This is a genomic window from Pseudomonas putida (assembly GCF_028682395.1).
Lineage (GTDB): Bacteria > Pseudomonadota > Gammaproteobacteria > Pseudomonadales > Pseudomonadaceae > Aquipseudomonas > Aquipseudomonas putida_AB.
Map to the genome: position 1 here is coordinate 21,419 of NZ_JANHLC010000005.1, position 21,900 is coordinate 43,318.

At 60.1% G+C, this 21,900-nt stretch carries 21 protein-coding genes and 1 pseudogene; 7 read left to right on the forward strand and 15 right to left on the reverse strand.

The window, feature by feature from the left end:
• Positions 1 to 22 precede the first annotated feature (22 nt).
• The 3 genes from NPS46_RS13965 to NPS46_RS13975 all read right to left on the reverse strand — a co-directional run bounded on the left by NPS46_RS13965 (position 23) and on the right by NPS46_RS13975 (position 2,737).
• Positions 23 to 1,369 carry an ATP-binding protein gene (locus tag NPS46_RS13965; protein WP_274108115.1) on the reverse strand — a complete coding sequence of 449 codons (1,347 nt, stop codon included), beginning with the start codon at positions 1,367 to 1,369 and terminating at the stop codon, positions 23 to 25.
• Complete coding sequence (locus NPS46_RS13970; protein WP_274108117.1) at positions 1,366 to 2,043, reverse strand: response regulator; 678 nt, start codon at positions 2,041 to 2,043, stop codon at positions 1,366 to 1,368. The genes NPS46_RS13965 and NPS46_RS13970 overlap by 4 nt, the downstream gene beginning before the upstream one ends.
• A 91-nt stretch (positions 2,044 to 2,134) precedes the next feature.
• On the reverse strand, positions 2,135 to 2,737 hold the full coding sequence (locus NPS46_RS13975; RefSeq protein WP_274108119.1) for a hypothetical protein: 603 nt from the start codon (positions 2,735 to 2,737) through the stop codon (positions 2,135 to 2,137).
• Positions 2,738 to 2,882: 145 nt separating this feature from the next.
• Here NPS46_RS13975 and NPS46_RS13980 point away from each other — a divergent pair, with 145 nt between their 5' ends.
• Complete coding sequence (locus tag NPS46_RS13980) at positions 2,883 to 3,608, forward strand: 4'-phosphopantetheinyl transferase family protein (protein WP_274108121.1); 726 nt, start codon at positions 2,883 to 2,885, stop codon at positions 3,606 to 3,608.
• A gap of 5 nt (positions 3,609 to 3,613) precedes the next feature.
• On the opposite strand, the gene NPS46_RS13985 is transcribed toward NPS46_RS13980, so the two are convergent.
• A complete protein-coding gene (locus tag NPS46_RS13985) occupies positions 3,614 to 5,221 on the reverse strand; it encodes an ATP-binding protein (protein WP_274108123.1) in 1,608 nt (535 codons plus the stop codon).
• A complete protein-coding gene (locus tag NPS46_RS13990; protein WP_274108125.1) occupies positions 5,218 to 5,940 on the reverse strand; it encodes a response regulator in 723 nt (240 codons plus the stop codon). The genes NPS46_RS13985 and NPS46_RS13990 overlap by 4 nt, the downstream gene beginning before the upstream one ends.
• A gap of 732 nt (positions 5,941 to 6,672) precedes the next feature.
• Here NPS46_RS13990 and NPS46_RS13995 point away from each other — a divergent pair.
• On the forward strand, positions 6,673 to 9,564 hold the full coding sequence (locus tag NPS46_RS13995) for a ribonucleoside-diphosphate reductase subunit alpha (protein ID WP_274108127.1): 2,892 nt from the start codon (positions 6,673 to 6,675) through the stop codon (positions 9,562 to 9,564).
• A gap of 254 nt (positions 9,565 to 9,818) precedes the next feature.
• On the opposite strand, the gene flgE (NPS46_RS14000) is transcribed toward NPS46_RS13995, so the two are convergent.
• From flgE (NPS46_RS14000) to flgB (NPS46_RS14015), 4 genes are read right to left on the reverse strand one after another with little or no spacing between them, the layout of a single operon-like run.
• Entirely contained in the window at positions 9,819 to 11,156 is a 1,338-nt protein-coding gene (gene flgE, locus NPS46_RS14000) for a flagellar hook protein FlgE (protein WP_274108129.1), read from the reverse strand.
• A 30-nt stretch (positions 11,157 to 11,186) separates the two neighbouring features.
• Positions 11,187 to 11,918, reverse strand: a complete 732-nt coding sequence (gene flgD / locus NPS46_RS14005) for a flagellar hook assembly protein FlgD (protein ID WP_274108132.1) — start codon at positions 11,916 to 11,918, stop codon at positions 11,187 to 11,189.
• Positions 11,919 to 11,933: 15 nt separating this feature from the next.
• Positions 11,934 to 12,377 (reverse strand): flagellar basal body rod protein FlgC, encoded by a 444-nt coding sequence (gene flgC / locus NPS46_RS14010; RefSeq protein WP_274108134.1) that lies wholly within the window; start codon positions 12,375 to 12,377, stop codon positions 11,934 to 11,936.
• Between the two features lie 3 nt (positions 12,378 to 12,380).
• Entirely contained in the window at positions 12,381 to 12,791 is a 411-nt protein-coding gene (gene flgB, locus NPS46_RS14015; RefSeq protein ID WP_274108136.1) for a flagellar basal body rod protein FlgB, read from the reverse strand.
• Between the two features lie 336 nt (positions 12,792 to 13,127).
• Between flgB (NPS46_RS14015) and NPS46_RS14020 the strand changes: the two are divergent.
• Positions 13,128 to 13,229: pseudogene (locus NPS46_RS14020) on the forward strand (transposase); the annotation flags it as partial.
• Between the two features lie 935 nt (positions 13,230 to 14,164).
• Here the strand turns inward: NPS46_RS14020 and flgE (NPS46_RS14025) are convergent.
• From flgE (NPS46_RS14025) to NPS46_RS14050, 6 genes are all read right to left on the reverse strand, one after another.
• Positions 14,165 to 15,496: a flagellar hook protein FlgE gene (gene flgE, locus NPS46_RS14025; protein ID WP_274108138.1), complete on the reverse strand. Its 1,332-nt coding sequence runs from the start codon at positions 15,494 to 15,496 to the stop codon at positions 14,165 to 14,167.
• 30 nt (positions 15,497 to 15,526) lie between these two features.
• Positions 15,527 to 16,249, reverse strand: coding sequence for a flagellar hook assembly protein FlgD (flgD, locus tag NPS46_RS14030; protein WP_274108140.1), 723 nt, complete (start codon positions 16,247 to 16,249; stop codon positions 15,527 to 15,529).
• A 15-nt stretch (positions 16,250 to 16,264) separates the two neighbouring features.
• Positions 16,265 to 16,708, reverse strand: a complete 444-nt coding sequence (flgC, locus tag NPS46_RS14035) for a flagellar basal body rod protein FlgC (RefSeq protein ID WP_274108142.1) — start codon at positions 16,706 to 16,708, stop codon at positions 16,265 to 16,267.
• 3 nt (positions 16,709 to 16,711) lie between these two features.
• On the reverse strand, positions 16,712 to 17,122 hold the full coding sequence (gene flgB / locus NPS46_RS14040; protein ID WP_274108143.1) for a flagellar basal body rod protein FlgB: 411 nt from the start codon (positions 17,120 to 17,122) through the stop codon (positions 16,712 to 16,714).
• Between the two features lie 255 nt (positions 17,123 to 17,377).
• The gene (gene cheR / locus NPS46_RS14045) at positions 17,378 to 18,205 is read right to left on the reverse strand and encodes a protein-glutamate O-methyltransferase CheR (protein WP_274108145.1); all 828 of its coding nucleotides are present in this window, start codon (positions 18,203 to 18,205) and stop codon (positions 17,378 to 17,380) included.
• Between the two features lie 50 nt (positions 18,206 to 18,255).
• On the reverse strand, positions 18,256 to 19,188 hold the full coding sequence (locus tag NPS46_RS14050) for a chemotaxis protein CheV (RefSeq protein WP_274108147.1): 933 nt from the start codon (positions 19,186 to 19,188) through the stop codon (positions 18,256 to 18,258).
• A 78-nt stretch (positions 19,189 to 19,266) separates the two neighbouring features.
• On the opposite strand from NPS46_RS14050, the gene flgA reads away from it, so the two are divergent.
• The 4 genes from flgA to NPS46_RS14070 all read left to right on the forward strand — a co-directional run bounded on the left by flgA (position 19,267) and on the right by NPS46_RS14070 (position 21,874).
• Complete coding sequence (gene flgA, locus NPS46_RS14055; protein ID WP_274108149.1) at positions 19,267 to 20,028, forward strand: flagellar basal body P-ring formation chaperone FlgA; 762 nt, start codon at positions 19,267 to 19,269, stop codon at positions 20,026 to 20,028.
• Between the two features lie 162 nt (positions 20,029 to 20,190).
• Complete coding sequence (gene flgM / locus NPS46_RS14060) at positions 20,191 to 20,517, forward strand: flagellar biosynthesis anti-sigma factor FlgM (RefSeq protein ID WP_274108152.1); 327 nt, start codon at positions 20,191 to 20,193, stop codon at positions 20,515 to 20,517.
• A gap of 48 nt (positions 20,518 to 20,565) precedes the next feature.
• Positions 20,566 to 21,033, forward strand: coding sequence for a flagella synthesis protein FlgN (locus tag NPS46_RS14065; protein WP_274108154.1), 468 nt, complete (start codon positions 20,566 to 20,568; stop codon positions 21,031 to 21,033).
• 91 nt (positions 21,034 to 21,124) lie between these two features.
• The gene (locus NPS46_RS14070; protein WP_274108156.1) at positions 21,125 to 21,874 is read left to right on the forward strand and encodes a flagellar brake protein; all 750 of its coding nucleotides are present in this window, start codon (positions 21,125 to 21,127) and stop codon (positions 21,872 to 21,874) included.
• The last annotated feature ends 26 nt before the right edge of the window (positions 21,875 to 21,900 follow it).

The following is a 21,900-nucleotide window of genomic DNA, read 5'->3' on the forward strand; positions in this document are numbered from 1 at the left end:
CCTGCTGGAACGAAGGTGGCTGTCAGTCCTGGGGAAAATGAATCCGGAAAGCCGCCCCGCCCAGCGGTGAGTCATCCAGGGTCAACTGGGCGTCGTAGCTTTCGATAATGTCCTTGACCACCGCCAGCCCGATCCCCTGCCCCGGATGCTGACGATCCAGCCGCTCGCCGCGCTGCAGAATAAAGGCACGCTGATCGGGCGGCACACCCGGCCCATCGTCTTCGATACACAGCAGCATCCCCGCCACCCCACGGCGCAAACTGATATGCACCTGGCCCAGGCACAGGCGGTAGGCGTTTTCCAGCAGATTGCCGAGCAACTCCAGCAGCGCACCGCGTTCGATCGGTACATAGCCGTGTTCGGGCAGGTCGAAACTGACCTGCACGCGCTTGTCGCGGTAGACCTTGTCGAGGGTATTGCACAGGCTTTCCAGCAGCGGCCGCAGCTCTACCTGATGGCGCACCAGGCCGCTCTTGCGCAGGCTGGCGCGCTGCAGTTGATAGCCGATCTGCTGGTTCATCCGCTCGATCTGGTCCTGGAGAATACGCGCCTGCTCAAGGTCTTCGGGGCGCTGGGCCATGCTTTCACTCACCCCCTGCAACACCGCCAGCGGTGTCTTCAGGCTGTGGGCCAGGTCATCCAGGGAGTCACGATAGCGGCTGCGTTGCTCGCGCTCGCTTTGCAACAAGCGGTTGAGCGAGCCCGTCAGGCGCAGCAGCTCCCGAGGGTGGCGTTCGCTGAGACTCTGACGCGAGCCACTTTCGATCTCATCCAGCTCCTGGCTCAGGCGCCGCAGCGCCCGCAGGCCCCAGGTCAAGCCCAACCAAAGCAGCCCGAGCAGGACCAGCAAGGCGGCGCCAAAGCCCAGGTAAAGGTTTTCCCGCAGGCTGGCGAGGGTCAGTTGGTAATCGCGCACCGGTTGCAGGGCGACAATGCTGTAGGCGGCACTGCGCCCGCCCAGCAGCTTGACCTCGACGTCATAGACAAAGAACTCCTCGCCACCGGGCTGGCGGATACGCGCGAACTCATTGCCGCGTCCGTCGTAGCGTGGCTTGTAGTTAATGTTTTCCGCCTGGGTCGCGCGTGAACGCCAGACCAGTTGCCCCTGGCGATTGTAGATATAGCCCAGCAGGCGGCCGTCGGGCAGGTTGAATTGTTCGTCGGGCAGCAACTCGGGCATCAGCAGTTGATTGTTCTCGACCCGGGCGGCCGAGATCAGGGTCGTCACATCCGAGGCCAGGCGCTGCTCGATGGAATCCTGCAACGCCAGACTGAAGGCGCGCTGCATGGCGGGCAGCAGCGCGATGATAAACAGCACGGCCAGGGTGGTGGCCGCGAGCATGAAACGCAGGCGTAGCGAACGAATCACCGGCAGCGCTCGTTGAACATGTAGCCCAGCCCGCGCACGGTATCGATCGGTTTGAACCCGGCCGGCGCTTCCAGTTTACGGCGCAAGCGCCCGACCAGCACTTCAATCACATTCGGATCGCGCTCCTCGTCATCCGGGTAGAGTTGCTCCATCAACCGATCCTTGGGCACCACCTGCTGGTGATGGCGCATCAGGTATTCGAGGATGCGGTACTCGTAGGCAGTCAAGCCCAGCGGCTGCTCGTCGAGCAGGGCCTGCTTGCGGTTGATATCCAGCAGCAACGGCCCGGCGATAATGGTCGACTGGGTAAACCCGCTGGAACGGCGCAACAATGCATTGAGCCGCGCCTCCAGTTCCTCGAACTGGAACGGCTTGACCACGTAGTCGTCGGCACCGGCGGCCAGGCCTTCGACCTTGTCCTGCCAGTTGCCACGGGCCGTGAGAATCAGGATCGGGAAGGTCTTGTCCCGCGCGCGCAACTGACGAATCAGGTCAAGCCCGCCCATGCCCGGCAAGCCGAGATCGATCACCGCCAGGTCATGGTTGTACTGTTCGACCTGATACAGGGCCTCCTCGGCATTGGCGACCGACTCGACCACATGACCGCTATCGCTCAATCGGGTTTGCAAGTGATGACGCAGCAGCGCCTCGTCTTCCACCACCAGCAGTTTCATAGTGCTCTCCAAAGCCTCGTGGGCATTGCTCCCTGATAACGACAAGGCCGGACCTGCCATCGACAGGTCCGGCACGCCAGCCCGTCTGCGCCTAGAAAGCGTAGTTGGCCGACAGGTAAGTCTGGGCGCTACTGGTCAGGCTCAGCGCTCCCTGCTTGGCGCCACCGGCAGGCGACATTTCGGTACTGGCATTGCTGCGCAGGTAACGGTAACCCAGTTCCACCGAAGTGTTGCTGGAAACCTGTTGCAGTACGCCGGCCTGCAGGCCTACCGCGTAGCCGATATCACTGTCGCGGCTATAGCCGGGAGAATCCTGGGTCAGCTTGGTCAGGCCCAGGGTGCCGCCGCCAAACAGCCGGGTGCTGGATGTCACCGGCACAAACATATCGTAACTGCCCAGCAGGTTTTCCTGGCGCAGTTTAATGCCGTTGTGAGTGCCGGAAACATTGTCATAAGTCGCGTAGTAGCGCCCGGCGCTGTTCTGCTGGCCAAGGCGTACACCCCAGGTGTTGTCCTTGCCGATAATGCCGTCGGCGTTGGGATTGTTCAGGTTGCTGTCGAGGCTGTTGGTCTTTTTGACTTTGTCACTGGTCTGGCCATAGGTCAGGCTGGCGAAGTTACTGTCATCGGCCTGCACCGCAGCACTGGCACCGATAACAGTGATTGCCAGCAGGATTTTCTTGAAAGTATTCATAGGCTCATTCCTCATGCGCAGAGCGCTGTGTGGGTACGCCGTCAGCTTATCCAGGACGCCCTGAACTGCCCCTGAACGCTCTCTGAACCTGGCCTGAACCAAACGCCCCTACCCAGCGCCGGGCCGACACGGCAAAATGCTCAACATGATCTCCCCCCCCGCACTCCCGACCTGCTGCACTCCGCTGGATGACCACTGGCCGTTGCCCGTCGAACTGGCGCACACGGTCATGCTGACAACCGGTTTCGACCCGCAGCAGCATTGTGTCGAAGACTTTCAGCGCTGCGCCATCGAGGCACCCGCGAGTATCCAGCGCTCGGTGGCCAAGCGTCAGGCCGAGTTTCTCGCCGGGCGCTTCTGCGCGCGCGCCGCCTTACAGCGCCTGACGGGGGTGGCTGTCGTGCCAGCCATCGGCGAGGACCGAGCGCCCATCTGGCCCGCCGGTCTCTGCGGTTCGATCACCCACAGCCGTGGCCACGCCGCCGCCATCGTGGCCCATACCCGGCACTGGCGCGGCCTGGGCCTGGACCTGGAGAACCTGCTGAGCGACGAGCGCGCCTTGCGCCTGGCCGCCGAGATCCTGACCCCTGCCGAACTGACCCGCCTGGCCGACACGCCCTGCGAGCAGCAGGCGCTGCTGGTCAGCCTGACCTTCTCGGCCAAGGAAAGCCTGTTCAAGGCGCTGTATCCCCTGGTACGCCAGCGCTTCTACTTCGAGCACGCCGAGCTGCTGGAATGGTCCGTCGACGGCCGGGCGCGCCTGCGTCTGCTGATCGATCTGTCGAGCGAATGGCATGCGGGCTGCGAGCTGCAAGCGCAGTTCTGCGTGCAGGACGAACAATTGTTGAGCCTGATCGCCATCAGCGCCTGAGGCCCTCACTTCTCCTGGTGGCGCGGCCAACTCAAGCTGAAACAGGCGCCGCCCAGGCTGCGGCTCTTGTCGATCAGCGCCCGGCCGCCATGCCAGTGAATGATCCGCCGTACAATCGACAACCCCAGGCCATGCCCGCCCGAAGCCCGGGTCCGACTGTCATCCAGGCGCAGGAAGGGCGTGAAGATTCGCTCCCAGGCACTCTCCGGCACGCCGGGACCATCGTCCTCGACATCGACCCGGCAACGCAGTTGCCCGACCTGATAGCTGATGGTCACCCGCCCCTCGGCGTGGCGCATCGCATTGCTCAACAGGTTCTGCAGGGCCCGGTGCAGGTAGCGGGGCTCGGCCTCGACCCAGGCGTCGTCGCAGTCGGCCGCCGACAGGCACAGCCCGCGCTCGACCCGGATCGCCGGCCGCAACGGCGCCAGCTCGCCGATCACCTGGTCGACCAACGCATCGAGATCGATACGCTGGAAATTCAGGGCCGGCGAGCCCTGCTCCAACCGCGCGTAGGTGAGCATTTCATCGACCAGCCGGTCCAGGTCCTGAATATCGCTGTCCATGCCTTCTAGGTATTTTTGCCGCGCCTGGTCGGTGCTGGCATCGCCAATCATCTCCAGCCCGAAACGCAGGCGTGCCACCGGGGTTCTCAACTCATGGGACACCGCCCGCACCAGCTCACGCTGGATCGCCAGCAGGCGTTGCAGGTGCTCGGCCATATCGTTGAAGGCGCTGGCCAGGCGCCCGACCGAATCGGCGCCGCCGGCCGGCACCCGGGTTTCCAGGCTGCCCTTGGCGATGCGGGTCGCCGCCGACTCCAACCCCGACAACCGCCGCTCCAGCTGGCGCACCAGCAGATAGACGATCAGGCCGATCAGGCACAGGCCCAACACCGCGATCAGGATCAGCAGTTCAGGCGGATAGGGGTTCATCTGATACAGCGGGCCGATTTCCAGGACCCAGGGCGTGCCGACCATACCAGCGAACACCCGGATCGAATCGCCGCCCTTGCCCAGCGCCATCACCGTATCGCCTTCCGCAACCCGGCGCCGCTGGTCTTCGTCCATATCCGCCTGATCCAGGGCCAGCAGCTGCATATCGAAGCCAAAGCCCTTGGACTCCTTGAGCGCCGCCAGACGGGCCGGCTGCTCGGCGACCGGGTAGCGCACCAGCTCATCCGCCAACAGATAGATAGTGGCGCGGGCCAACTGCTCGCTGATCTGTTGCACTTCGCCGGTCAGCAACAGCTGTTCTTTGTCACTGACCAGCCGATAGACCCGCGCGGCATGGGGGCCGGTCTGCTCTACCAGCACCTGGCCGTGCTGCACCCGGGTGCGCTGGCCCAGATCAAGACCTGCCTGGGCATAGGTTTGCAGGGTCAGGGGGATGCCCAATAGCCGCTCCCACACGGCCAGGGCACGGCGGCGCTCGATGGCGCTCATCGGTTGCAGGTTGTCGCCCATCAAGGCGAAGGTGCCATGGGCCAGCCGCTCGCGGTACTGGTCGCTGCGCACCTGATTGAGCAGGTGCAGCGCCAGGACGCTGAGCAGCGCCACCAGGATCAGTGCGGCGCACATGCCGCCGTAGATCCGCAGAAAGATCGCGTTCACGGCGCGAGATCGGCAGCGGCTTCGGGAACGAACAAGTAACCCTTGCTGCGGATGGTCTTGATCAAGCGCGGATGCTCGGGATCGTCGCCGATTTTGGGGCGTATCCGCGAAATTCGCACATCGATGGAGCGGTCCTGGCCGTCATAGCCGATGCCGCGCAACGCCGTGAAGATCTCCTCACGCGACAGGATGCGCCCGGCATTGGCCACCAGCAGCCACAGCAGGTCGAACTCGGCGCTGGTCAGCTCGATGCCCTTGTCCTGCAACCAGGCTTCGCGCAGCGCATTGTCGATGCGCAGCGGGCCGAATTGCAGGCGGCGCAGCGGCTGGGGGTTGTCCTGGGGGACATCGCTGCGGCGCAGCAGGGCCTGGATCCGCGCCAGCAGCAGGCGGGGCCGCACAGGTTTGCAAACGTAGTCGTCGGCGCCCATGTCCAGGCCCATGATCTGGTCGGTGTCGTCGGTGCGCGCCGTGAGCATCAGGATCGGCCCGTCATACCGGTCGCGAACCTTGCGGCAAATGCTCAGCCCATCCTCGCCGGGCAGCATCAGGTCGAGGATCACCAGGTCCGGCTGCTCCGCGATAATCCGGGCCGCGGCCAGCGCACCATCACCTTCGATGGCGACACGCAGGCCATTGCTTTGCAGGTAGTCACGGGTCAGTTCGGCCAGACGCTGGTCGTCCTCGACAATCAATACCTGCCAGGCTTCTTGCTCCACGGTCACCTCTGTCGGTCAAAGATCGCTATGGGGGGTGGGTCCGCCGGTGTTTTTGTCATATAGAAGGCGGATAACACAGCGTATCGGGCGTGGGATTCTAGCAATGACTTCGCGGTAGCACACAACCTGCAAATCGGTTCGGTGAATAGGTTTTTTTGTGATAGGGTTCGCGCCCGCAAAAATCCGCCGATAGCGCTTTAAGGCGATGAAATTCAGTGACCAGCGGTTAGCTCCAGCCCGGATGCGGGCTACACGCTAGTTCCGGCTTTCATACACAAATTACGCACAGCTTTATCCACAGGTAGTACGTTGCAATCAGCCCCAAAAACGCATTATCTTGTAGCCCGCCGACAAAAAAACCCTAGATATGGGGTTTCAGTCCAAAAAACCCAAACATAAACAGCGCCGAAAACCAAGCGCTTTTCGCCTGTATCCGGGTTGAACTAAAGGCATTTTTACCAGCCCAAACCGCTCGTGCGGATGGCAGCCGTTTTCCCCCGTTCACCGGGAAAGCGGTACGGGTGTTGCAGCACAAATGCTGGCATCCCACAGGAATTCGATCCGGGGCCTTGGCCACGGATCATTAACTTCGGCATGGAAGCGGCGCCAACAGCCCCCCTTCCTCCTGTCCCGAAGTTGTTATGCCCGGCCCTGGCCGGTTGTAGTGCTTCAGGACGGAACGGTGGGCACCTTCACGGTGCCCAAACAAACATAGAGAACGTGGAGACACCCATGCAAACCGACACAACTCGCGAGAACCCGCAGGGCTCAATGCCGCAGGCCGCCGATTCGAACCTGGATCTGGCCGCCACCGCACCAGGTCAATTGCGCGTGATCAAGCGTAACGGCACTGTCGTTGCTTACACCGATGACAAAATCACCGTCGCCATCACCAAGGCCTTCCTCGCAGTTGAAGGCGGCACTGCCGCTGCCTCGTCGCGTATCCACGACACCGTTGCCCGCTTGACCGAACAGGTCACCGCCACCTTCAAGCGCCGCATGCCATCGGGCGGCACTATCCACATCGAAGAAATCCAGGACCAGGTCGAACTGGCCCTGATGCGCGCCGGCGAACAGAAAGTCGCCCGTGACTACGTGATCTACCGCGATTCGCGCGCCAAGGAACGTGCCACCCGTTCCGGCGGCGAAGCCCCGGTACAGGCCCACCCTTCGATCCGCATCACCCGCGCCGACGGCAGCCTGGCCGCCCTCGACATGGGCCGCCTGAACACCATCGTCACCGAGGCCTGCGAAGGCCTGGAAGAAGTCGACGGCGACCTGATCCAGCGCGAAACCCTGAAGAACCTCTACGACGGCGTGGCCCTCAAGGACGTCAACACCGCCCTGGTCATGACCGCGCGGACCCTGGTCGAGCGCGAGCCGAACTACTCCTTCGTGACCGCCCGCCTGCTGATGGACACCCTGCGCGCCGAAGGCCTGAGCTTCCTCAACGTCGCCGAAAGCGCGACCCACCACGAGATGGCCGAGCTGTACGCCAAGGCGCTGCCCGCCTACATCGCAAAAGGTATCGAGTTCGAACTGCTGAACCCGATCCTGGCCAGCTTCGACCTGGAAAAACTCGGCAAGGCCATCAACCACGAGCGTGACCAGCAGTTCACGTACCTGGGCCTGCAGACCCTGTACGACCGCTACTTCATCCACAAGGACGGCATCCGCTTCGAACTGCCGCAAGTCTTCTTCATGCGCGTGGCCATGGGCCTGGCCATCGAAGAGAAGCAGAAAGAAGACCGCGCCATCGAGTTCTACAACCTGCTGTCGTCCTTCGACTACATGTCCTCGACACCGACCCTGTTCAACGCCGGCACCCTGCGCCCGCAACTGTCGAGCTGCTACCTGACCACCGTGCCGGACGACCTGTCGGGCATCTACCACGCGATCCACGACAACGCCATGTTGTCCAAGTTTGCCGGCGGCCTGGGCAACGACTGGACCCCGGTGCGCGCACTGGGCTCCTACATCAAGGGCACCAACGGCAAATCCCAGGGCGTTGTACCGTTCCTCAAGGTCGTCAACGACACGGCCGTGGCCGTGAACCAGGGTGGCAAGCGCAAAGGCGCTGTCTGCGCCTACCTGGAAACCTGGCACATGGACATTGAAGAGTTCATCGAGCTGCGCAAGAACACCGGTGATGATCGCCGTCGTACCCACGACATGAACACCGCCAACTGGATCCCCGACCTGTTCATGAAGCGCGTCTTCGATGACGGCCCGTGGACCCTGTTCTCGCCTTCCGAAGTGCCGGACCTGCACGACCTGACCGGCAAGGCCTTCGAAGAGCGCTACGAGTACTACGAAGCCCTGACCCAGTACGGCAAGATCAAGCTGTTCAAGACCATCCAGGCCAAGGATCTGTGGCGCAAGATGCTCTCGATGCTGTTCGAAACCGGCCACCCATGGCTGACCTTCAAGGACCCGTGCAACCTGCGCAGCCCGCAGCAACACGTGGGCGTGGTCCACAGCTCGAACCTGTGCACCGAGATTACCCTGAACACCAACAAGGACGAGATCGCGGTCTGCAACCTGGGCTCGATCAACCTGCCGAACCACATCGTCGACGGCAAGCTGGACACCGCGAAGCTGGAGCGTACCGTCAACACCGCCGTGCGCATGCTCGATAACGTCATCGACATCAACTACTACTCGGTGCCACAGGCGCAGAACTCCAACTTCAAGCACCGTCCGGTCGGCCTGGGCATCATGGGCTTCCAAGACGCGCTGTACCTGCAGCACATCCCTTACGGTTCCGACGCGGCCGTCGAGTTCGCCGACAAGTCCATGGAAGCGGTCAGCTACTACGCGATCCAGGCTTCCTGCGACCTGGCCGACGAGCGCGGCGCCTACGAGACCTTCCAGGGTTCGCTGTGGTCCAAGGGCATTCTGCCGCTGGATTCGCAACAGATCCTGATCGAAGCCCGTGGCCAGAAGTACATCGACGTTGACCTGAACGAATCCCTGGACTGGGCGCCAGTACGTGCCCGCGTGCAGAAAGGCATTCGTAACTCCAACATCATGGCCATCGCACCGACCGCGACCATCGCCAACATCACCGGCGTATCCCAGTCGATCGAACCGACCTACCAGAACCTCTATGTGAAATCGAACCTGTCGGGCGAATTCACCGTGATCAACCCGTACCTGGTTCGCGACCTCAAGGCTCGTGGCCTGTGGGACTCGGTCATGATCAATGACCTGAAGTACTACGACGGTTCCGTGCAGCAGATCGAGCGCATCCCGCAGGAGCTCAAGGAGCTCTACGCGACGGCCTTCGAAGTGGAAACCAAGTGGATCGTCGATGCCGCCAGCCGTCGCCAGAAGTGGATCGACCAGGCGCAGTCGCTGAACCTGTACATCGCCGGCGCTTCGGGCAAGAAGCTCGACGTCACCTACCGCATGGCCTGGTACCGTGGCCTGAAAACCACTTACTACCTCCGTGCCCTGGCGGCGACCAGCACCGAGAAGTCGACCATCAACACCGGCAAATTGAATGCGGTGTCGAGCGGCGGCAACCACGGTGATGATTCGGTACTGGCCGCTCCGGCCGGTCCGGCGCCAGTGCCAAAAGCCTGCGCGATTGACGAGCCGGATTGCGAAGCTTGCCAATAAGCCGAGCGAACAAGGCCGGTTTCTAACCGGCCTTGTTCAAAACCCCCGCCAGTGCCTGGAAACACCAGGGCCTGCCGGGGGTTTTCTTTTGCCTGTCATTCGGGCACGTAGTGTTCGTATAGCTGCTGGATACGTTGTTTCAGGTGGATCAGCGCCGTGCACACGGGCGAAGCCTGTGACATCAAGGCGCTATTGGCGGCATGAAAAAGCCCCCTGACGGGGGCTTTGGGGGACTGCACGATCACTCGCCGATATCAGGTCATCTGGATGATGGTTTGCATGATGGTGCTCTGGGTGGAAATGGTCTTGGCGTTGGCCTGGTAGTTGCTCTGGGCCTTGATCAGGTTCACCAGCTCGCTGGTCAGATTGACGTTGGACTCTTCCAGGGCGCCGGACACCAACGAACCCAAGGTCCCGGTTTTCGGTGCGTCATAAGCCGGGACGCCGGAACTGAAGGTCTCTTTCCAGGCCGAACCACCGACCGGCTGCAAGCCCTGTTCATTGCTAAAGCTGGCCAGGGCAACCTGGCCAATGGCCTTGCTTTGCTGGTTGCTGAAGTTCGCGAACATCGTGCCGCTGCCATCGATGGTCAGGTTGGTGATCTGTCCGGTGGAATAGCCATCCTGGCTCAGCGAAGTCCGCGCGGTGTCGGCTTTGAACTGGGTGGTGTGCCCCATATTAATGGCAACGCCCCCCGCGTTGGCGGCCGCACCATTGGCTGTCCAGACTCCCGCTTTATCCTCGGATCCCGGAACCCAACCAGATACGGTGATGGTTGTCCCCGTAACGGTCACAGCGTCGCCCGGCTGGTTCAAAGGAGCAGTCACGGAGGCCAACTTGCCCGATGAGTCGAACTCCATGATCACAGGATCCTGCCACCCCGGGTCGGTGATATCCGTGGAAAGTTTACTGCCATCAGGATTACGGCCATCAATCAGGGTGTAGACAAGCCAACTGTTGTCCCCTGCCTTGACCATGTACTGATCCATCCGGTGCTCGTTGCCCTGGGTGTCGAAAATCGGCGTAGTGAACTGTTTGGTAAAGGTATTTTTATCAGCCGGGTCAAAATCTAGGTTTGTCCCAATCACCTTGGCGCTCGAGTCGAAATTAAAGGTCGAATCCACCACCCCGGTCGCCTTGGGCTGCAAATTGGAGGTGTCGATGCGCAAATCGGTCAGCGCGCCATTAATAACCTTGCCATCGGCATCCACGCCATAACCTTGCAACCGCAGCGTGCCATCAACGTTGGTGACATAACCGTCCTTGTCGGCATTGAAGGCGCCGGAACGGGAATAGGTCAACGAGCCGTTGTCACTCAGCACAAAAAAGCCCTGGCCCTGGATGCCCATGTCCAGCACATTGCCGGTATTGTTCACGTCGCCCTGGACAAACTGCTGGGAAACATTGGCCAGGCGTACGCCATTACCAACGTTATTGCTGCCCGACCCCAGCTTGCTGGCCGAGTAGACGTCGGCGAACTCGGCGCGCGACGATTTAAAGCCATGGGTCGCAACGTTGGCGATGTTGTTACCCGTGATATCAAGTTGCTTGCTGGCCGCGAAAAGACCACTCAGGCCAATATTGAAAGACATGCGTTATTCCTCTGTGCCGTGTCGCCGGCGCTATAAGCCAATCGTCTGAACTTTGGACAAGGCGATGCTGCCCAGGCCCGCCAGGTTGAGTAACATCTCGCCGCCGGTCTGACTGAGCGTGACGCTGTTGACCGTGGCCGGCAGGTACGTGACCAGCGACACGGTTTTGTTGTCGAGGGTGGTGCTGGCGGTAAAGGTGTAAGTGCCTGGATCGGCCGCCGTGCCGTCGGTCTTCTTGCCGTCCCAGACAAACGTGGCTTTACCGGCACTCTGCGGCGCCAACTCGAGGGTCTTGACCACATGGCCGTCCTTGTCCTTGATCGTCACCGTGCCGCCGGTGATCGACCCGGGGACCGCCACGGTGCCAGTGAAACTCTTGGTGGTATCGACCACCGCCTTGTCGGTCTGGGCAATCACCGAGCGCCCCACCAGGGAAGACGCCTGCAACGCCTGGGACGACTTGTAGCTGCCGGCAATCGCATTGACCGAGCTGTTCAGGGTCTGAATACCTTCCAGGCTGCTGAATTGCGCCAATTGGGCGACAAACTCGCTGTTGTCCTGGGGGTCCAGCGGGTTCTGGTTTTTCATCTGCGTGACCAACAACTGCAGGAACGCATCCTTACCCAAGGCGTTCTTGCTTGATGAGCCGGTGACGTTGCGGGTCGCCGTGGCCACGCCGTCGTTGGTGGTGACAACTTTCCTCGATGAACCGGACAACACATCCTTAAGGTTCACGCCACTGGTGGAGTCGGAAACACTCATGGAACTCGCTCCTTATCACTGACCCAGGGTCAGGACCTTCTGCATCATGGTCTTGGCGGTGTTCATCATTTCCGCGTTGGTCTGGAACGAGCGGCTCGCGGAAATCATGTTGGCCATCTCCTCGACCACGTTGACGTTCGGGTAAAACACATAGCCCTTGGCGTCGGCGGCGGGATGGTTGGGCTCGTAGCGCGCTTCCAGATTGCTCTGGTCCTCCACCACACCCAGTACCTGGACGCCCTGCCCAGCCGCATCCTGACTCTGGAACAGCGACTGGCTGTCGCCGCTCTGCGCGCCCTGGAACATGGTGGCGAACACGGGGTGGCGGGCACGATAGGTCTGGTCGAGGCTCGACGACACGGTTTCGGCGTTGGCGATATTGCTCGCAACGGTGTTCAGGCGCGTGGTCTGGGCGCTCATGGCGCTACCGGCGATATTGAAAACACTGGCCAGAGACATGAATTACTCTCCGCGCAGGGCTGAAACCAGCCCTTTGAATTTACTGTTGAGCAGCGTGAAACTGGCCTGGAAGTTGACCGAGTTTTGCGCGTAGTTCGATTGCTCCAACTGTGCGTCCACGGTGTTCTGGTCGATGGATGGCTGCATCGGTGTGCGATACAGCAGCGAACCGTCACCGGCATCGCCCAGGCCTTCGCCTGCGATGTGCCGCTGGCTCGTCACGTGCAGGGCGAACGGACCGCTCTTGGTCTTCTCCTGCTGTGCGGCAAGCGCGGCAGAGAAATCCAGGTCCCGAGCCTTGTAGTTCGGGGTATCGGCGTTGGCGATATTGTTGGCGATAACTTCGGCGCGCTCGGCGCGAAAACTCAACGCTTGCTCATGGATGCCGAGCGCGTTGGCAAAAGTGATACTCATGTCGAGAGACCTGACTGATCGATTTTTCGTACATGAGCAATGGCAATCATCGTGCCAAAAAATAAAACTCAATAAATTCAATGACTTGAATTAATGCCGAGCCTTTAAGCCGCGAGATGCGGCAAGCGATAACCGTCTCCCGAGGCCTTTACGAAATGCCTTGAATTACAGCGGCAAGATTGCCGCTCCAGCTTGCCGACTTGATTAAAAATGTTTCGCGCACCTAAAAAGTAAGCGAATAACAAACTCGCTCACCGCATACCTAAATGAAAGGCAATGGTGTCCGCCTATTTATTGAGCGGTCGCGATAGCCCTTAAAAGCGCCATCAAAGCTCTTATCCCAAGTCGTTCAAAGCCCAGGTTGTCCATGAGTGCCTGCAGCCCAGCGCATCCATCTCCAGCGTTGCCATCAGTCACGGCCTCAATGCCAAAAAGTGATTGGGAAGTGGCGAGCGCTGTACCAAGATCAATCACCCACACCGCTGCCGGCAATTGTTCCGGTAAACGTCGCCCCGAAAGGGCAGGCGGGGGTCATCGGCGTTCATCAAGCGGCCATTGGGAGAGCAAACCATAACGGTGAAAAGATGGCCCTCCGATTTCAAGGAGTGCGCCCGGTTTGTACGCGAGCTGACGCCGTGAGCCGTATCAACGCGATCTGGCTGGCCAGTGAGCCGATGGAATTGCGCTGCTCTCTTTGCCAAATCGCGTGGTAACCGTCGACGGACTCGGCGTTTGCCGGGTGGCAGGTCGTCTGCACCCAGGGAGATGCGCCTGGCCGAATAGTCGGCAGGGTGACCAAATGGAGCGGCATGCTGAGCAACCCCAGGCACTTGGGGGCGACCGTCCCTGGCAGCGCCCTAGGTCTGACAGACAAATCTTAATTCAATAAGAGACATGACCTACTTACGCCGAACAGAGGATCGGGCAAAGTTATCGCCATGAATCCTAATATTTCTCGAAACCCGCTCGACATCGAACAACCGCGCAGCCTCGCTGCACGGTTGTTTCAGAATAATGTCGACGTTCTTGATAAAGGAGTGCCGTACCCCAAAAAACGCAACCAGCAGCTCTTTCACGAGAGCGCTCGGCTAAAGCGGCACCGCTTCGCCAAGCGCCCTGCATCGTTCAGCCCTGGCCAAACCAGCCTACTCGACGACTTGGATGTGCGATACGCAATGCTCGACCGCTTGCCTAGGAACGGCACAAGACCAGGCGCTCCGAACACCACGGGCCAGGCGCAGCGGGTACGCTGGCAGACGGTAACCCCGTCGGCACGCAGGCTCGGATCGCCGCGACCGACCGCCTGCAGACACCCCACAAAAAAGCCCCGCACTAGGCGGGGCTTCGGGGAACGGCAGTACGGCCCAGCGTCATCAGGTCATCTGGATGATGGTCTGCATGATGGTGCTCTGGGTGGAGATGGTCTTGGCGTTCGCCTGGTAGTTGCTCTGGGCCTTGATCAGGTCCACCAGCTCACTGGTCAGGTTGACGTTGGACTCTTCCAGGGAGTTGGACACTACCGACCCCAGGGTCCCGGTCTTCGGTGCGTCAAAGCCTGCGGTGCCCGAAGAAAAGGTTTCTTTCCAGCCCGTGCCGCCGACCGGCTGCAGACCCTGTTCGTTGGTAAAGCTGGCCAGCGCGATCTGGCCGATGGCTTTGCTCTGCTGGTTGCTGAAGTTAGCAAACAGGGTGCCGGTGCCATCGATGGTCAGGTTGGTGATCTGACCGGTAGAGTAGCCATCCTGGCTCAACGAGGTCCGTGCGGTGTCGGCGTTGAACTGGGTGATCTTGCTCATATCGACGGACAGGCCGCCCGTCTTGAACGCAGCCCCGTTGGAGGTCCAGACGCCCGCTGCGTCGATGGTGCCCGACTTCCAGCCCGTCATCGTGATCGAATTGCCATTGACGAAGATCGGGTCGCCCGCTACCGAACCGGCAGGAGGATCGATCGATGCCAGTTTGCCCGACGAGTCGAACTTGATGGTCGTGGCAACGGCCGGGTTGCCACCGGCGGCATTGGTCACGAGCGCACCATCCTGATCGCGGCCATCGACCAGGGTGTACACCTTCCAGGTGTTGTCATCCGTCTTGACCATGTACTGGTCCATCTGGTGTTCGTTGCCCTGGGTGTCATAGATCGGTGTGGTGAACTTCTTGGTATAGGTTTCGACCTTGGTCGGATCGAACTCGACCGTGATCTTGTCGGAGTTCGAGTTGAAGTTCAGGGTCGAGTCCACCAAGCCGGTCGGCTTGGGCTGCAGGTTCGAGGTATCGATCCGCAGGTTGGTCAGGGTGCCGTTGATGATCTTGCCATCGGCATCCACGCCATAGCCCTGCAGACGCATGGTGCCATCACTGTTGGTGATATAGCCTTCTTTATCGGTCTTGAATGTACCGGCCCGGGTGTAGGTCAGCGAACCGTTGTCGCTCAATACGAAGAAGCCCTGCCCCTGGATCCCCATGTCCAGCACGTTGCCGGTGTTGTTCACATCGCCCTGGCCAAACTGCTGGGAAACGTTGGCCAGGCGCACACCGTTGCCGATGGTCTTGCTACCCGAACCCAGCTTGGTGGCCGAGTAGACATCAGCGAACTCGGCGCGCGACGATTTGAAACCGGTGGTGGCGACGTTGGCGATGTTGTTGCCGGTCACGTCGAGTTGCTTGTTGGCCGCATAGAGACCGCTAAGGCCGATATTGAAAGACATATTCCACTCCTAATGCCGGATTAGTCGGCTCTAAAGACCAATAGTCTGAACTTTGGACAGGGCGATGCTGCCCAGGCCTGCCAGGTTGAGCATCATTTCGCCGCCAGTCTGGCTAAGCGTGACGCTGTTAACCGTGGCCGGCAGATAAGTGACCAGCGACACCGCTTTGCTGTCGATGGTGGTGCTGGCGGTAAAGGTGTAAGTGCCTGGATCGGCCGCCGTGCCGTCGGTCTTCTTGCCGTCCCAGACGAAGGTGGCATTGCCGGCGCTCTGCGGACCCAGCTCGATGGTCTTGACCACATCGCCGTCCGCATTCTTGACCGTGACGGTGCCGCCGGTGATCGAACCCGGGACAGCCACGGTGCCTGTGAAACTCTTGGTGGTATCGACCACCGCCTTGTCGGTCTGGGCAATCACCGAACGCCCTACCAGGGAAGACGCCTGCAACGCCTGGGACGACTTGTAGCTGCCGGCAATGGCCGTTACCGAGTCGTTCAGGGTGGTAATGCCTTCCAGGCTACTGAACTGCGCCAGTTGGGCGACGAACTCACTGTTGTCCTGGGGATCCAGCGGGTTCTGGTTTTTCATCTGCGTGACCAGCAACTGCAGGAACGCATCCTTACCCAGCGCATTCTTGCCAGCGACCGCACTGGTCGCCGAGGCTACGCCGTCGTTGGTGGTCACGACCTTCTTCGACGAGTTGGTCAACACATCGTTAAGGTTTACGCCACTGGTGGAGTCGGAAACACTCATGGAACTCGCTCCTTATCACTGACCCAGGGTCAGGACCTTCTGCATCATGGTCTTGGCGGTGTTCATCATTTCCGCGTTGGTCTGGAACGAACGGCTGGCGGAAATCATGTCGGCCATTTCCTCGACCACGTTGACGTTCGGGTAGAACACATAGCCCTTGGCGTCGGCGGCCGGATGATTGGGTTCGTAGCGCGCTTCCAGATTGCTCTGGTCTTCCACCACACCCAGTACCTGAACGCCCTGCCCGGCCGCATCCTGGTTCTGGAACAGCGACTCGCTGCCGCCGCTCTGCGCGCCCTGGAACATGGTGGCGAACACTGGGTGGCGGGCACGATAGGTCTGGTCGAGGCTCGACGACACGGTCTCGGCGTTGGCGATGTTGCTGGCGACGGTATTCAGGCGAGTGGTCTGGGCACTCATGCCACTACCGGCAATATTGAAAACACTGGCGAGGGACATGAATTACTCTCCACGCAGGGCTGAAACCAGCCCTTTGAATTTGCTGTTGAGCAACGTGAAACTGGCCTGGAAGTTGACCGAGTTTTGCGCGTAGTTCGATTGCTCCAACTGTGCGTCCACGGTGTTCTGGTCGATGGATGGCTGCATCGGCGTGCGATACAGCAGCGAGCCGTCACCGGCATCGCCCAGGCCTTCGCCATCAATATGTCGCTGGTTGGTCACGTTCATGGCGAACGGGCCGCTCTTGGTTTTCTCCTGCTGTGCAGCGAGCACGGCGGAAAAATCCAGATCCCGAGCCTTGTAGTTCGGGGTATCGGCGTTGGCGATGTTGTTGGCTAACACTTCGGCACGCTGGGCGCGAAAGCTCAGAGCCTGTTCGTGGATGCCGAGCGCTTTGTCGAAGCTGATGCTCATATCTGGAAACCTGATTGGCCGGGTTCTTTGTAACCAGATGAGAGCAAAGCCCATGCCAACTTTGAAACACCCAGTAAAACAAGGGCTGCAGACCAGGCGGCATAGCGGCAATGCCAAAAAAGCGGCAAGCGCTTACCGCCGCGCGCCAGCAAAGCGGCAAAGCGACTGCCGCCCTCATGCCTCCTAGCCAGCAAACGGGCAGGCAAAAAAAACGGGAGCCTCGAAAGGCTCCCGTTTTTTGATACCGCTATTGGCTTACTTGGCCTGGTAGATAATCCCCGGGCTGCATTGCACCATCTGGTAGTGATCCGGTAGACCGTTCAAGGCCTCGGAAGCACCGAGGAACAGATAGCCTCCTGGCTTCAGCGTGCTATGAATGCGCAACAGGATGTCTTTCTTCACTTCCGCCGAGAAGTAGATCAACACGTTGCGGCAAAACACGATGTCAAACTTGCCCAAGCTCGCGTAGCTGTCGAGCAGGTTGAAAGAGCGGAACTCGACCCGGCTTCTGATCGCCGGCTTGACCACCCAACGCCCCGGTCCCTTCGGATCGAAGTAGCGCTGCAAACGCTCCTGGGAAAGCCCCCGGCCAATGGCCAGGCTGTCGTACTCACCGCTTTTGCAGTTGGTCAGCATCAGGCTCGACAGGTCGGTGGCTACAATCTGCACGCCCATTTTCAACTGGCCCAGGTTGCTACGCTCAAACTCATCGATCGTCATGGACAGCGAGTAAGGCTCCTGCCCGGACGAACAGGCCGCCGACCAGATCCGCAAACGCTGCCCGGGATTGGCCTTGATCTGCTCCGGCAGCACCTTGTTCTTCAGGACCTCGAAGGGATAGGTATCGCGAAACCAGAGCGTCTCGTTGGTCGTCATGGCATCGACCACCTGCTCTCGCAGACCACTGCGCGGCTGGCTCTGGATACGCTGGACCAGTTCGCCCAGCGACTTGATGCCCTGCTGCTCCATCAGCTTGTTGAGGCGGCTGGAGACCAGGTACTGCTTGTTTTCACCGAGCAAAATGCCACAGGCCTTTTCCAGGAAGACCCGGAACTGTTCGAAATCCAAATTACCTGTAGACAAAGATACCGCCTCTTTTAATCGTCAATCGTGTTCAACGCCAGGGGATGTCCCTAGCTGTTATCTGCGGCCTTGATCCGGTCAACCACTCGGGCTGCCAGGTCATCGGGACGGAACTTGGCCAGAAAATCATCGGCCCCGACCTTCTTGACCATTGCCTGGTTGAAGACTCCCGACAAGGAAGTATGCAGGATGATATGCAGCTTTTGCATGCGCGGATCGTTACGAATCTCGGCAGTCAAGGTGTAGCCGTCCATTTCCGGCATTTCAATGTCGGAAATCATCATCAGAAATTCTTCTTCGGGCTTCTTGCCTTCTTCGACCATCTTGCGCAGGTATTCCAGCGCCTGGCGGCCATCGTTCAGCGCCACGACCTCGACCCCGACGGTCTGCAGGCAACGCGAGACCTGCTTGCGCGCTACCGACGAGTCGTCGACGGTCAGCACACGCAGGGATAACGCCTTGGTCTGTGTTTCGGCATCAACCACGCCCAGCGAGATCGACTCCGGCACCGGGGCGACCTCGGCCAACACCTTCTCGACATCGATGATCTCGACCAGTTGGTTATCGACCCGGGTCACCGCAGTCAGGTAGTGATCGCGCCCGGTGCCCTTGGGCGGCGGATGGATCTCCTCCCAGTTCATGTTGACGATGCGCTCGACCGACTTCACCAGGAACCCCTGGGTCTTGGTGTTGTACTCCGTGATGATCACGAAAGGATTGCTCTGGTCCTTCAAGGCGCCGGAACCGGTGGCCATTGCCAGGTCCAGGATCGGGATCGTCGCGCCACGAATATTCGCGACGCCGCATACGACCGGATTGGACTTGGGCAACAAGGTCAGTTTCGGGCACTGCAGCACCTCCCTCACCTTGAACACGTTGATCCCGTACAGTTGCTGGCCGTCAAGCCGGAACAACAACAGTTCGAGACGGTTCTGCCCCACCAGCTGCGTGCGCTGGTTCACTGCATCCATCACACCCGCCATTACAGCCCCCTCGCCTTATACTTCAGTGTCCGACGCTCATTCATTGCTAAACGGCACGGGCCTTGCTTTTTAACTGACATGAAAGCACTACCGACATTTTTTCGACGCCGGCAATCACCGTACCGCAGATTACTCTGCGTACTGGCCATTGTCTGGACTTTTAGCATCACGCACTCCGCCCTGGCGGACACCCCGACGCTGCCTGAACAGCTTATCGGCGTAACCCAGGGCTTTCTTGAATTCACTGTAGAAGACTATCTGGCAACTACCCAGACCCCCGGTCGCTACGAAATCCAGGTCAATCAACTCGACCCGCGCCTGCGCCTGGCGTTTTGCGACAAGGAATTGACAGCCACCCTTGAAAGCCCGGCTCAACCCCTGGGCCGTGTGACGGTACGCATCCGCTGCGACGGTAATTCACCCTGGACGGTGTTTGTACCGGCCCAGGTCAAACTATTTCGCGATGTGGTCGTCATAGCCCGGCCCCTCAAGCGCACTGCCGTCATCGGCCCGGAAGATGTGGCCCTGCGCGAGCGGGACATCAGCCAGATCAGCCAGGGCTACCTGACCGAGATCGACCAGGCCATCGGCCAAAAGGTCGTGCGCCCCCTGGTTATCGACCAGGTCATTACCCAGGTGCATATAGAGCAGGCCGAGCTCATTCGCAAAGGTGATCATGTCGTCATTACGGCGCGCAGTGGCACGCTCAGCGTGCGCATGCCCGGCGAGGCGCTGACCAACGGCGGCCTGAATGAACAGATACGAGTCAAGAACCTCAATTCCAAACGGGTGGTCAAGGCTCGGGTCATTGCCGCCGGCCAGGTCGAGGTCCCGATGTAGAAGACTGGCGCAACCCAGTGGCTTTTCCTAAACTGTCGGGCAGGTCCACTGATGGGCATGACATTAGCCATTACGCATAGGCACCGTTAATCGGTCCTAAAGTTTTTCCGGGTATGGCCGAAAACAAGGCAAGCGTCCAAATACCCAGAGGTTTTCCAGATCATGGTCATTGATTTCAGCCGTCTTAATAGCTCCACTCCATTGTCCGGCAGTGCTCGCACCCAAGCCGGCAAGGAAGCTGCGGTCGGCGAGAAAACGCCTTCGGCAAACACCCAAACCGCCCAGGTCGCTGGCCAAACCAGCGGGGAATCGGTACACCTGAGCAATGAGGCTCAACAGTTGCAGAAGATCACCGACAAGCTGCGTGATCAGCCAGCAGTCAACAGCGCCCGTGTGGCCGAGTTGAAGCAGGCGATCGCCGATGGCAGCTACAAGGTCGACAGCAACCGTGTCGCCAGCAAATTGCTCGACTTCGAAGCCCAGCGCTAGCCAAGAGCCTGCGCCAGGCTTTTGGACGCTTAAACCCTAGAGCCAGCCATGCACGATACCCATCTACTGCAATTGATCACCGACGACTTTGCTCCAGCTCAACAACTGCTTGAGCTGCTACAGGCCGAATCACTGGCCTTGCACGGCCGTGAAATGCTCGTGCTCGAGGACATCCTCGCGCGCAAGCAAGCCCTGATCATTGTGCTTGAGCAACATGGCCGCAAACGCAGCCAGATCCTGCACAGCCTCAACCTGCCGACCAGCCGCGCCGGCCTGGAAGTCCTCGCCGGGCAATCCTCGCTGGGCGAGCAGTTGCTCAGCGCCAGCGATGAGCTGACCCAGTTGCTTGCCGAATGCCAGGCTGCCAATGACCTCAATGGCCGCTCGATCCAGGTGCAGCAGGCTACCACCGCCCACCAATTGAAGATCCTCAACGGTGGCGAACCCCCTTCGCTCTACGACAGCCGCGGCTCGAAAGCCCAGCTGGTCAAACCACGCGCCCTCAGCCAGGCCTAAACCCTGTAACAAAGGGCACCTATGAAGGTGCCCGACATACTGTCAAAATGCCAGCTACTACTGCTGAATTTTGTCTGGAGACCGATGAACCGTGTCAAATGCCCATAGCGCGGAAGATGCTCCGCAGCCACCGAAGGTGTTGACCACGCCTCTGGAAATTGCCGCAAACCTGCGCCAGCTGCAGGAGAGCCACGACCCGCTGATCATCACGTTCCATGAACGCAGCCAACGCTTTCAAAGCTATCTGATCGAAGTCGACCGGGACAGCAAGACCCTGGCCCTGGATGAAATGATTCCCCGCGATGGCGAACGCTTTCTCGAACAGGGCGAGCCCTTTCGGGTCGAGGGTTTCCACGATGGCGTACGGATCGCCTGGGAATCGTCGCTGCCCATGACCATCGACGACGCCAATGGCGGGCGCTGCTACCGCGGTGCGATGCCCGAGGAAGTGATCTACCACCAGCGGCGCAATGCCTTTCGTGCAGCGTTGAAGCTGACCGAACTGGTTAATGTCGAACTCGGCGGCGAGAAGCTCAAGTCGCCGGTAACCGGCAAGCTGCTGGATATCTCGGCCACCGGCTGCAAGCTGCGCTTTGAAGGCGATATCTCCGAGCGCCTGCAACTGGGCCAGGTCTATGACCGCTTTATTGCCGCCCTGCCCTTTGGCAGCATGACCGCCCCGGTGGAACTGCGTTACCTGCACTTCGAAGAAAGGCTCAATATCACCTTCGCCGGTGTGCGTTTCCACAATATGAGCGGGCTGGTCCAGCGTCAGGTCGAGCGCTTCGTCTACCAGTTACAGCGCGAAGCGCGCCGCTTCGACAAGGACGATGATTTCTGAATCATCCCTCGTCACCAAAAAACGGG